At 39.0% G+C, this 11,973-nt stretch carries 11 protein-coding genes and 1 pseudogene; 3 read left to right on the top strand and 9 right to left on the bottom strand.

All coding sequences use genetic code 11. The features are described 5' to 3' along the window. Positions 1-36 precede the first annotated feature (36 nt). From EAL49_RS04480 to EAL49_RS08425, 3 genes are all read left to right on the top strand, one after another. A complete protein-coding gene (locus EAL49_RS04480; RefSeq protein WP_120829203.1) occupies positions 37-1,413 on the top strand; it encodes a phosphomannomutase/phosphoglucomutase in 1,377 nt (458 codons plus the stop codon). Between the two features lie 128 nt (positions 1,414-1,541). Next, entirely contained in the window at positions 1,542-1,988 is a 447-nt protein-coding gene (locus EAL49_RS04475) for a Panacea domain-containing protein (RefSeq protein ID WP_000645305.1), read from the top strand. After that, the gene (locus EAL49_RS08425; protein ID WP_240461646.1) at positions 1,985-2,857 is read left to right on the top strand and encodes a hypothetical protein; all 873 of its coding nucleotides are present in this window, start codon (positions 1,985-1,987) and stop codon (positions 2,855-2,857) included. The genes EAL49_RS04475 and EAL49_RS08425 overlap by 4 nt, the downstream gene beginning before the upstream one ends. A 10-nt stretch (positions 2,858-2,867) precedes the next feature. Here EAL49_RS08425 and EAL49_RS04460 read toward each other — a convergent pair. The 9 genes and pseudogenes from EAL49_RS04460 to EAL49_RS04420 all read right to left on the bottom strand — a co-directional run. After that, positions 2,868-3,107 (bottom strand): annotated as a pseudogene (locus EAL49_RS04460) (hypothetical protein); the annotation flags it as partial. A 278-nt stretch (positions 3,108-3,385) separates the two neighbouring features. Next, entirely contained in the window at positions 3,386-4,174 is a 789-nt protein-coding gene (gene trpA / locus EAL49_RS04455) for a tryptophan synthase subunit alpha (protein WP_120829199.1), read from the bottom strand. Next, positions 4,171-5,352, bottom strand: a complete 1,182-nt coding sequence (gene trpB, locus EAL49_RS04450; protein WP_120829197.1) for a tryptophan synthase subunit beta — start codon at positions 5,350-5,352, stop codon at positions 4,171-4,173. The genes trpA and trpB overlap by 4 nt, the downstream gene beginning before the upstream one ends. A gap of 1 nt (position 5,353) precedes the next feature. Next, positions 5,354-6,712 carry a bifunctional indole-3-glycerol-phosphate synthase TrpC/phosphoribosylanthranilate isomerase TrpF gene (gene trpCF / locus EAL49_RS04445; RefSeq protein WP_120829195.1) on the bottom strand — a complete coding sequence of 453 codons (1,359 nt, stop codon included), beginning with the start codon at positions 6,710-6,712 and terminating at the stop codon, positions 5,354-5,356. Further along, positions 6,705-7,712, bottom strand: coding sequence for an anthranilate phosphoribosyltransferase (gene trpD, locus EAL49_RS04440; protein ID WP_120829193.1), 1,008 nt, complete (start codon positions 7,710-7,712; stop codon positions 6,705-6,707). The genes trpCF and trpD overlap by 8 nt, the downstream gene beginning before the upstream one ends. Further along, on the bottom strand, positions 7,709-8,296 hold the full coding sequence (locus EAL49_RS04435) for an aminodeoxychorismate/anthranilate synthase component II (RefSeq protein ID WP_120829191.1): 588 nt from the start codon (positions 8,294-8,296) through the stop codon (positions 7,709-7,711). The genes trpD and EAL49_RS04435 overlap by 4 nt, the downstream gene beginning before the upstream one ends. Further along, entirely contained in the window at positions 8,293-9,795 is a 1,503-nt protein-coding gene (trpE, locus tag EAL49_RS04430; protein WP_120829190.1) for an anthranilate synthase component I, read from the bottom strand. Before trpE ends, EAL49_RS04435 begins: the two co-directional genes overlap by 4 nt. Before the next feature lie 244 nt (positions 9,796-10,039). Continuing rightward, positions 10,040-11,098 (bottom strand): glycosyltransferase family 9 protein, encoded by a 1,059-nt coding sequence (locus EAL49_RS04425; RefSeq protein ID WP_120829188.1) that lies wholly within the window; start codon positions 11,096-11,098, stop codon positions 10,040-10,042. A 67-nt stretch (positions 11,099-11,165) separates the two neighbouring features. Continuing rightward, positions 11,166-11,903, bottom strand: coding sequence for a 5'-nucleotidase, lipoprotein e(P4) family (locus tag EAL49_RS04420; RefSeq protein ID WP_078243422.1), 738 nt, complete (start codon positions 11,901-11,903; stop codon positions 11,166-11,168). Positions 11,904-11,973 lie beyond the last annotated feature (70 nt).

Here is an 11,973-nt window from a genome sequence, read left to right as displayed (position 1 = left end):
AGGGTTTAAATTTATTCAAAAACAAGGAGTCATGACATGGACATTAGCATTTTTAGAGAATACGATATTAGAGGCATTTACCCCACCACTTTAGACGAAAATACGGCTTTTAGTATCGGCGTGGAATTAGGGAAAATCATGCGAGAATACGATAAAAGCGTGTTTGTAGGGCATGATGCGAGAACGCATGGGCGCTTTTTGTTTGAAGCTTTGAGCGCGGGGCTGCAATCAAGCGGCTTGAAAGTGTATGATTTAGGGCTAATCCCCACACCGGTAGCGTATTTTGCGGCCTTTAATGAAATCAATGGCATTCAATGCCCTAATTCCATCATGATCACTGGCTCTCACAACCCCAAAGAATACAACGGCTTTAAAATCACGCTCAACCAAAACCCGTTTTATGGCAAGGACATTCAGGCTTTAAAAGACACGCTTTTAAACGCCAAGCATGAAATAAAACCCTTAAAAGAAATACCAGAGAAAGTCAATGCCCTAGAAGCGTATCAGCGCTATTTGATCAAGGACTTTAAGCATTTAAAAAATCTTAAATACAAAATCGCCCTGGATTTTGGTAATGGCGTGGGAGCGTTAGGATTAGAACCTATTTTAAAGGCTTTAAACATTGATTTTAGCAGCCTTTATAGCGATCCTGATGGGAATTTCCCCAACCACCACCCAGACCCTAGCGAAGCGAAAAACTTAAAAGATCTAGAAAAGCACATGCAAGAAAACGCTATTTTAATAGGCTTTGCTTTTGATGGCGATGCGGATAGGATTGCGATGCTAAGCTCTCATCACATTTATGCGGGCGATGAATTAGCGATTTTATTCGCTAAACGCTTGCATTCTCAAGGCATCACCCCCTTTGTGATAGGCGAAGTCAAATGCTCTCAAGTGATGTATAACACGATTAATACTTTTGGTAAAACGCTCATGTATAAAACCGGGCATAGCAATTTAAAAATCAAGCTCAAAGAAACCAATGCGCATTTTGCGGCTGAAATGAGCGGGCATATCTTTTTTAAAGAGCGCTATTTTGGCTATGATGACGCTCTTTATGCATGCTTAAGGGCTTTAGAATTATTGCTCGAACAAAGTCCAAGCGATTTGGAAAACACCATTAAAAACCTCCCCTATTCCTACACCACGCCTGAAGAAAAAATCGCCGTGAGCGAAGAAGAAAAATTTGAAATCATTCATAACCTACAAAAAGCACTTAAAAACCCGCCAAGTCATTTCCCTAAAATCAAAGAAATCATCAGCATTGATGGCGTGAGAGTGGTTTTTGAACATGGTTTTGGGCTTATTCGCGCAAGCAACACCACCCCCTATTTAGTCAGCCGCTTTGAAGGCAAGGATGAAACAACAGCGTTAGAGTATAAAAGGGCGTTACTCAGTTTGTTAGAGAAGTAGTAGAATTCTCTTTTTGCATAGCCATTGCACAAAACAACAAAAATTCATGATGTTAGAGTCATTAACTAAAATTAGTTATATTTGTGGAATCAGTAGTTGCATGATAACCATATAAAGGGAGCAGAGCCATGAAAGCATTAGACGCAGCAAAAATTTTGATCAATTTAAGTTTAGATAATCAAAAACCTATAACTAACCTAAAATTGCAAAAAATGCTATATATTGCTCAGGCAGAAAGCGATTCTAAACTCATTAAAGAAGATTTTCAAGCTTGGGATTATGGGCCTGTTATTCCTGATGTTTATCGTAATTTTTGTATCAATGGATCAACCCCAATCACTAAAAGAGAGGAAATACCGAATAATATAGACAGAGAAAAAGAAAAAGAACTTGCTAAAATCTACAATCAGTATAAGGATGCAGATGCTTGGAATATGGTTAGAGCAACCCATCAAAAAGAAAGTGCATGGTCTAAGCATCATGTGAAAGGTATGAGAAAAGTTATAAAAAGGGATGATATTAAAGCAGATAAAGAATTATTACAAGAAGCATTACTTCCTAAGAATAAACCATGAAAGATAGCTTAGAAAAATTTCTCCGTGCTATTGGGGGGCTAATAGAAGATGATGCTAGCATAAAAGAAATATTAGGGCAGATCGCAGAACACTACAAAAATTCTACAGAATTAGAGCTAGATTTTGAAGATGTAGTGGTTAAAATAGACACAGAAATGAGTGCAGGTTATGCGAAAAAAGTCCCTTTTGTTGTGGCTTTAATTGAAAACTCTAAGGCTTTTTTAGAATCCCAAGGAGAAGATATCAGTGAGAATGAAAAACGAATTTTAAGAAGAGTTATTAGACTTTCTAGAATCGAAGATAGTAGTATAAGAATCCAGTATCTTGATAAAGAAGCAATAGATGTTGGAAAGAAAATGGAGCTTCAAATCAACAGAATGAAAAGCCAAGATGAAGTCATAAAAAACCTTAAAGAAGAAATTAATAGCATAACAAACCAAACCAACACCATAAAGGGTCAAATTGACAATACAAAAAGAGATTTTGTTGCTATTCTTGGGATCTTTGCTGCTATCTTTATGGCATTTGATAGTGGGCTTAAAATTAATTTGGCTATTTTTGATAAGAAAGGGCTAGATGGTTTAATTGCCTTATGCTTATTCATGTTCGCATCGTTTTTCACTCTCATTTTGTTACACTCTCTCTATCGTTTTGTAAAAGATATTGCAAACAGCAATCAAAATTTCAATAAAACTAACTCAAAAGAATATAAGGTCTCCATTGTTTTGCTTATCGTAATTTTTATTACGGTGGCAGTGGTTGTGGGTGTAAAGACTTATAAAGATTTTAGCACAAGTAATAATAGCTCCCAAACTAACCACAAGATCTCTTATTGTCATACAGCCATGCATTTGTTTGATCCTACCTAACAAAACCCGCTCATAAAAACTTTTGATACACCAACACCACCGATTTAGGTGTAGAGCTAAAGCTAAAAAAATTATCTGTAGCTTCATTGAGCGAGCCAGAAAAGAGCGTTTTTAAACGCAAGTTTTTTAAGGGGTATTTGAGGTTTTTAGAAGTGAATTGGGCTTTAAGATCCAGACTAAAAAGCGAGATTTGTTCCCCTTTAAAACTGGGCAAAATAAAAGGGGTTTCTAGCACCCTAAAAAGACCATAGTATATCAAAATCAGCCTTTTATTATCAAAATACCTGCGATTTTAGCCGCTATCAACCACACTACAAGGTTACTTTTATATTGTTGTTAGGCTTATGGCAGTATTTCCTACGCTACACATTTGGTGAATGGTATGCCTAGAATCGGAAAGCCCAATACAACAAGAACAGTGCCTTTCATAGATTTAGAAAAATACACCCAATAATAACGTGCATGCAATAAAGCTTGATGATTGTTAATCTGTGACTTTAATTCTTGACGCAACAAAGCCTAAAAGCCTTAAAAAATCATTCCTCCTATAAACCCTTTAATTTTTTCTAGCATGGCGTTTTCATTGTTTAAATTTTCTTCTATGATTTTGACTAACGCTGAGCCACAAATCACGCCATCAGCACCCATGCCTTTAGCGTTTGTGATGTGTTCTTTTTTGGAAATGCCAAAGCCTAGTAATGCGGGGGTAGAGCTAAAGGTTTTTAAGGTTTTAATAATAGCGCTTGCGTCATTTTTTAAAGTATGGCTCGCCCCTGTAACCCCACTCCTGGCTAAAGTGTAGATATAGCCTTGCGAATGCATAGCGGCTTGTTCTAAATCTTTAACGCTCGCATTAGGGCTGGCGATAAAGATTTGCTTGATTTGGTGTTTTTGAGCGGATTTGATGACTAATTCTTTTTCTATTAGGGGCATGTCCGCTATTAAAACGCTATCTATACCGCATTCTTTAGCTTGAGCGTAAAAGCCATCAACGCCGTAAGAAAAAATGAGATTCGCATACGCTAAAAGCCCTATGGGAATGTGGGGATTGTAATCTCTGAGCGCCCTTAAAAGCTGGAAATTTTTAGCCATGCTAGCGTGTTTTAACGCCCTTAAATGGCTCGCTTGTATGGTAACGCCATCCGCTACAGGGTCTGAGAAAGCAAAACCCAATTCTAAAGCGCTCACCCCACTAGCAATTAGGGTTTTAATGATTTCAAAACTCCATTCATAATTGGGATCGCCCAAGGTTACAAACGGGATAAACGCCATTTTTTCTTGTTTTTTTAAGGTTTCAAACATGTTTTGATACCTCATTTTAAACCTCCTTTTAAAGCGTTATAAACGGTGCTTAAATCCTTATCCCCTCTGCCGCTTAAATTCACTACAATAATGCTTTCTTCTTCGCATTTTTGAGCGAGTTTTAAGGCATACGCTAATGCATGCGAACTCTCTAATGCCGGGATAATGCCTTCTTTTTGGCACAACAACCTGAAGGCCTCTAGCGCTTCAGCATCGCTTGCGCTTTCATAAACCGCACGCCCACTTTTTTTTAAATAGCTGTGTTCTGGCCCCACCCCTGGATAATCAAGCCCGGCGCTAATGCTATGGCTTTCTGCAATCTGGCCTTCATCATCTTGTAAAAGATAGGTTTTATTCCCATGCAAAATCCCCACACGCCCCTTATTCAAAGTCGCCCCATGCTTATTGGTTTCTAGCCCTAAACCGGCTGGCTCTACGCCTATGAGTTTGACCTCTTTATCGTTTAAAAATGCGCTGAATATCCCTATAGCGTTAGACCCCCCTCCAACGCATGCGATCACATAATCAGGAAAGCGGTTTTCTTTTTCTAAAATCTGGCTTTTAACCTCATCGCCTATCATTTTTTGAAAGGTTTTAACCATTGTGGGGTAAGGGTGCGGTCCGGCGGCTGTGCCTAGCAAATAATGCGTGTCCTTGTAACTGCTCGCCCAATCTCTTAAGGCCTCATTCACGGCGTCTTTAAGCGTCGCGCTCCCTGAATTGACTTCTCTCACTTCAGCGCCTAATAAGTGCATTCTAAAAACATTCATTTCCTGGCGCTTGATGTCTTTGCCTCCCATAAAAATCACGCACTTTAAATCCAATAACGCGCAAGCAATAGCCGTTGCAACGCCATGCTGCCCAGCGCCTGTTTCAGCAATAATCCTTGTTTTACCCATTTTTTTCGCTAAAAGGGCTTGCCCTAAGGCTTGATTAGTCTTGTGCGCCCCGCCATGGATTAAATCCTCTCGTTTTAAATAAAGCTTGACTTTAGGGTTAGAAACGATGTTTTGACACAAGGTTAAGGGGCTAGGACGGCCCACAAAATCTTTTAAAAGATGGAAATATTCTTTTTGGAATTCCTCATCTTTCAAACACGCATCAAACGCCTGTTCTAATTCTCTTAATGCAGGCACTAACAATTCTGAAACAAAACTCCCTCCAAACTCCCCAAAATACGCTTTTTTATTCATTTTAATACTCTCTTAAAATTCGGGCTAAGCGCTTGATTTTATCCTTATTTTTAATCCCGGGGCTTATTTCTAAACCGGAATTGAAATCCAAACCCAACGCTTTAATTTTCAAGGCTTTTTGAATATTATCCAAATTAAGCCCACCAGCTAGCATGAAAGGCGTTTTGACATTTTCTAAAATTTCCCAATCAAAACTCACGCCATTGCCTCCCATTTTATCCCCCTTAGTGTCGTATAAGATTAGAGAGGCTTCTTGAATTTTAGGCGCTAAATCTTTAGCACTCCTCACATTCACTACTTGCCAAATCGTGCAAGTTTTAGGGAGCGATTTTTTTAATTGAGCGATTTTTTTAGGCGAATAGCCATAAAGCTGCACCGCTTTTAAATCAAGCTTTTTAACGATTTTTTGAATTTTTTTAATTTTATCTTTCACAAACACGCCCACAAAATCCAATTTTTTAACCGCTTTTGTGATTTTTAGGGCTTTTTTAGGCTTAATGTATCTGGGCGAAGATTTTTCAAAAATCAAACCTCCATAAATAAAATGGTTTTTATAGACGGCTTTAGCGTCTTTGATTCTTGTAAGGCCGCACACTTTATTTTCGCCTAAAATCAATTTTGCACACGCTTTTTTCAAATCCTTTTCTTTCATTAAAGAGCTTCCCACTAAAAAGCCATTCACATAAGGGGCTAGGGCTTTGATTTGCGCATGCGAATGGATACCGGACTCGCTGATGATGAGCGCATCTTTTGGCAAAAGGGGGCGTAATTCCAGCGTTTGGAGCGCATCGGTTTTTAAGGTGTGCAAATCCCTGTTATTGATGCCTATAATGTCGTATTGGAGTTTGAGCAAGCGCTCAATTTCTTGCTTGTTAGAAACTTCCGTTAACACGCTCATGTTTAAGGACTTGGCGAGTTCAAAAAGCTCTAAATAGTTTTTGTCATCTAGCGCGCTTAACATTAAAAGCACCGCATTAGCCCCCATAACCCTAGCGAGTTTGACCTGGAAACTATCAAGGATAAAGTCTTTGCACAAAATGGGCTTGGTGGAATGCTGTGAAACAATCTTAATGTTTTCATAAGAGCCTAAAAAATATTTAGAATCGGCTAAAACCGAAATGCAAGAGGCAAATTTTTCATAAACCTTCGCTATTTTTAGCAAATCAAAATCTTTTCTGATCAAGCCTTTAGAGGGCGATGCTTTTTTGCACTCTAAAATAAAGCCTGTTCTTTTTTCTGATAACGCTTTTTTAAAATCCCTATCGCTTGGGTTTATGCTTGCGGGCAAAGGATGGTTTTTTTTGAGTGCAGAAACTTCTAAAAGTTTGTCTTTAAGGATATTTTCTAACACGCTAGGCATGGCTTAATCTTATGATTTTTTGCAAATGCGTATAAGGCACTTTGGTTTTTAAATGCTCTAAAGTCATGCTCACGCCCTCTTTTAAATCTTTAGCCCTGTTGCTCAAATACAACAAACTCGCCACATTCGCCACAACCACCATCGTGTGCGAATCCTTTCCCTTATTTTCTAAAATATCCAAACACGCTTGAACGCTTTCTTGTGCGCTTCCAATCTGCAATTCTTTCAAATCATAGGGGGGCAAATCAAAATCTTTAGCATTCAAGTCATACTCTAAAATCTCGTTATTTTTCAATTCACACGCATGCGTAATGTCATGCAACACGATTTCATCTGTCCCTCCTCCATGAACCACCATCGCCCTTTTAACGCCTAAAGCCTTCAGTGCTAGCGCCATAGTCTTGCACAAGGATTTGTCATACACGCCTAAAAGCTGGATTTTTGGTCTTAAGGGGTTGATTAAAGGCCCTAAACAATTAAAAATCGTTTTAGTGAAAAGCTCTTTTCTTAAAGGGGCGGATTTTCTAAAACTTTGGTGGTATAAGGGCGCGAACAAAAACCCAAAATGCGACTCCTTGAGGCCATTTTCTAACTGGGTGCGATTCATTTCAATATTCACGCCTAGATTTTCTAACAAATCCGCGCTCCCGCTATGACTGGACACGCTTCTTGAACCATGTTTAGCCATAGGTAATCCCATAGAGCTGGCAATGAGTGCAGCAATGGTGCTAATATTAATCGTTTTTAGCCCATCGCCCCCTGTGCCGCAATTGTCTATTAAATCCAATCCGCTACTAAAAGGTTTAGGGGCATGCTCTAAAAGCGTGGCTGCAGCGGTGCTGATCTCGCTAAAACTCTCGCCCTTGATTTTCAAAGCGCACAAAATCGCCCCAAGTTGCACGGGGCTTACTTCTTCGTTAATAATGAGAGTGAATAGTCTTTTGACTTCTTTATCATCCAAGTCTTTTTGATGATACAAGGCGTTTAAAATCTCTTTCATGATGATAACCCTTTTAAAAACCCCACGCTTTGCTCTAGCAGCGCCCTCCCTTGCAAGGTCATGATGCTTTCAGGGTGGAATTGATAGGCTAAGATTTTATCCTTTTCATCAATAATAGCCATAGGGATATTTTCATGTTGTGCGATCACTTCTAAATTTTTAGGCAACTCGCTCGCCATTAAAGAATGGTAACGCCCCACCACCATGCTCTCCCCCAAGCCTTTAAAAACGGCATGCTTTTTGAGCGCGATGGTTGTGGCTTTGCCATGCACGATCTCTTGACTCCTTATGATTTTAGCCCCATAGCTTTGCGCTAAAGCTTGCAACCCCAAACAAACCCCTAAAATGGGGAATTTCTTTTTAGCCATTGCAATGATTTCTAAAAGATGACCCGAACTGCTAGGGTTACCAGGCCCGGGCGAAATAAACAATAAGGGCGTTGTTGATTCTTTAAGCATTAAATCCATAAGGTAATCAGGCTCAATATCGTTTTGATAAACAGCCACTTCATAGCCCAAGCACTCCAATTCATACACTAAGTTGTAAGAGAAAGAATCAAAATTGTCTATAAAAAAAATTTTCATAAGCTTGTTTTCCTGATCGCATCAATAAGGGCTTGCGCTTTAGCTCTTGTTTCATTCGCTTCGTTTTGTGGCACGCTATCTAAAACAATACCGGCTCCTGCTTGGATCACGGCTTGATTGTTTTTGACAAAACATGAACGGATAGTGATGCAAGAATCCATAGACCCTTCGCTATTTAAATATCCCACACTCCCCCCGTAAGAGCCTCTTCTTTGGTTTTCTAACTGGTAAATGAGCTTGATCGCAGAGATTTTAGGCGCCCCGCTGAGCGTGCCAGCGTTCATAAAGCTCCTGTAAGCATGCAAACTATCGCACCCTTTTTTCAATTCCCCCACAACCATTGAAACTAAATGCATGACATTGGAATATTTATCCACTTTTAAAAGCTTATCGCAATAGCGTTTTTTTGAAACTCTGGCCATGTCGTTTCTGGCTAAATCCACTAGCATGATGTGTTCAGCCCTTTCTTTATAGTCGTGTTGCAAATCAAATTCCATTTTACTATCCAAATCGTAATCAATGTTCCCTTGTTTGTCCTTACCCCTTAAACGAGTGCCAGCAATGGGATAAATTTCAGCCGTATTCGTTAAGGCGTTGTATTTTAAAGCGCTCTCAGGGCTTGCCCCAAAAAGGATAAAATCGCTGTCTTTGATATAGAACATATAAGGGCTAGGGTTAGAGAGTTTTAAATGATAATACGCGCTCAAACCCTCCAAGCACTCCATATAAAAGCTGCGCGACAACACCGCTTGAAAAATCTCGCCTTTTTTGATTTCTTCTTGTAAGGATAGCACCTTTTTTTCAAACTCGCTATCATCACAACTAACGCTAACTTCTCTACTTTGCTTGGATTTTTTAGGGATAAAATCGCTTTTAATGTTTTTAGCCAACTCTTTTAAGTTTTGTAACTCCTGGGCTATCTCTGTTTTAAAGCGTTCATCAAAACACGCCCCCAAAATTTCAGCGCTTTTTTCTTTATGGTCTATGATGATCAAATTTTGCGCGACATAAAAAATAAAGTCATGCGCGGTGTTGTCTTGTGCTTTTAAGTTAGGTAAATCTTCAAAAAAATTGAGCATTTCAAAAGAAAAAACGCCCGCGCTTAAAAGCATAAAAGGGTGTTTGGGTTTTGTTTTAACGCTTTTAAAAAGCCCCCTTAAAGCGTCAAAAGGGCTAGGTTCAAAGAGCTTTAAAAACTCATCTTGCGTTTTTTTATTTTTGGTGTAGGTTAAAGTTAGGGCGTTGTTTTGTATAGGCGTCTTAAAAAACGCGCTCAATGTTTGCAAAAACGCCCCACCATTAGGTGTTAGGCTAGTGATGGTTACGATATTGTGGTTGCAAATTAGCTTCAAACAGGCTTTAGCCATTAATAGGGATTTGGTGTGCGCTTTGCTCTCAATCTCAGCGCTTTCAAAAAGCAAGGTGTGTTCGCGCTCTAATTTTTCATAAAGAGCTAGGGGATAGGGAATGTAAGGGGCTTTTTCTATGAGACTAACCATCAATTTCTTTACGCTAAAAATAAACTCGTATTCTACAAGAAATAGATAAATGAGCGGTTAAATTAATGACCATTATAAAGCCTAGTTGGTGCGAAAACTAACAACTCAAGCTGTTATCAAATTGGATTTCTCAAGGCTCAATTTATGAGGAAATTAGAAATTTTAATTAGGAATGCGAAAAACCACTTTAATCAGATTAAGATTTTGAGCGTTGTTAAGGTTGCTTGTGTGGTGCTTGTTGCCGTTATCTTTCTTGTGTGCGGCAAGAAAGATTTGGTGCGATAAATTCAAGGATATTTTCACCCTCTTTTTTGATGTCAATCAAACCCATATCGTTTGAGCCATTAGGCGGGGTGATGCCCAAAAATCGTTCATTAAAAGGCCGCCATCTGGAAATAGAAGCGCTGAGTTCGTTAGGATAAAACCCGATAGATTGGTTGTCAAACAAAGCGTTCACATGCAAAGGGCCTGAAGCGTTCCCAATATAGACGCTTAAATTCGCACACAATTTGGCTAAATCCACTAAACTATGGCTCGTATCATAGAGGTGGGCGAAAGGGACTTTTTTAAGGAGTTCTTCTGTGGCTTTCCTCTCGCCTGGCCCGCAAATAAGAATGATCTCACAACTTAAATTGTTGTGTAAACAATCAATCAGTTTGATAAAGTGTGAAGCAGGCAATACGGGCGAACTGCCTCCGCTATGCATATGCACGCCAATCCACAATAGATCAATATTAGCGTTGAGTTTTGAAGCGATGATGGATCGCTCTTTGGATTTGTCTTTAAGCTTCCATGCGATTTTTTTAAGTTGGGCGTTAGGGAGGTTGTGATCTTTACAAAACGCATGGATTAAGTCCAAATTGTATTCGTATTCGGTTTTTAAACACAGCGATCGGCTTTGGCGCACGCTCTTTTTATAGAACCAAGAATAGATTTTAGTCTTTGGGGCTAGGATATAAGGAATGGATTTTCTCAAACTAAAAGCGAGTCTGGCGTTTTTAAAATTAGAAAATAAAAAGATAAGAGCGTCAATGGGTTTACTTTTGAGAGTGGCGCTCAAATGGTTATCTTCTATAATGACTTCATCAATGAAAGGGAATTCTAAGGCTATTGGGGTGGTATAGCTAGGCACAACCACGCCCAAATACACTTCCTTGCCTTTTTCTAAAAAAGCTTGCTTTAGAGCGATTAAAGCGGGTATGGCTAAAATAAAATCGCCTAACTTGTCGTTACGGATCACAAAAACTTTTTGAGAGTTTTCTTTATCTTTGCATTTTAAATCTTCAAACCCTACAAAATCCATAACTCCGCCTAAGAGATCAAATTTTTTGTCATGTTAGCAAAAATCGTTCTTATGCGATGGATAAATTTTATTTTTTATTCTGCCATGCTTTTATAGGCTCATCTTCCCATGTGCCATAGAGAGAATTGGGTAAAATGATCCACTCTGTGCCGAATTTTTGAGCGTTTTGCAAGACTTTAGCTCGTTGTTCTTGGCTGTTTTTAGCATCTTTAGCAAAAAGCGCGTCAAAATCATGCAAAGTATCGCCCACCTGTAAAACAATCTCATAATCCTTAGCGACTAACTCTCGCCTAACGGCTTTAGGCTTGCCTTTTTCTTTTAACAAAACGGATTCTTCACTCACTTGGGGGAGTTTGAAACTTTTGAGCGTCTTTAAAGTGAATGCCTTATTTTTTTGCGTGCGGTTAGAAATGTAAAAAATCTTAACGCCCTTAGAATTAGCGTATTCTAAAAAGTCTAGCGCTCCAGGAATGAGCGTGAGAGAGCCTTCTTTTTCAAATTTATCCCAAGTTTCTGGGGTGTATTTGATGCAATGTTTGGTCAAATAGCCCGCATAATCAAAAGTGTTTAAAACGGTTTCATCTAAATCCAAGATGACGGCTGGCTTTTTGTCTTTAACGAGCTTGAGATTATTGTCTAGCGCCATTTTCGCCATTTTGTAACTTTGCAATTGCAAGGCTCTAATTTCAGCGCTTTGCTGATGATACTTAACGCTTCTTGTTAGGGGCGAAACGCATTCTTTGGCATTTAACACACTCATCAAACTCAATCCTAATAAAACTGATGCAAGGGTCTTTTTTATCATAACAACACCTACCTAATGGGGATTTTTTGTATTATACCTTAAAACAGATGATTAGGAGTATTTTTACCAT

Source organism: Helicobacter pylori, from assembly GCF_003637665.1.
GTDB lineage: Bacteria > Campylobacterota > Campylobacteria > Campylobacterales > Helicobacteraceae > Helicobacter > Helicobacter pylori_CK.
The sequence above is the reverse complement of the archived record's forward strand: the minus strand, read 5'-3'. Positions and strand labels throughout refer to the sequence as shown.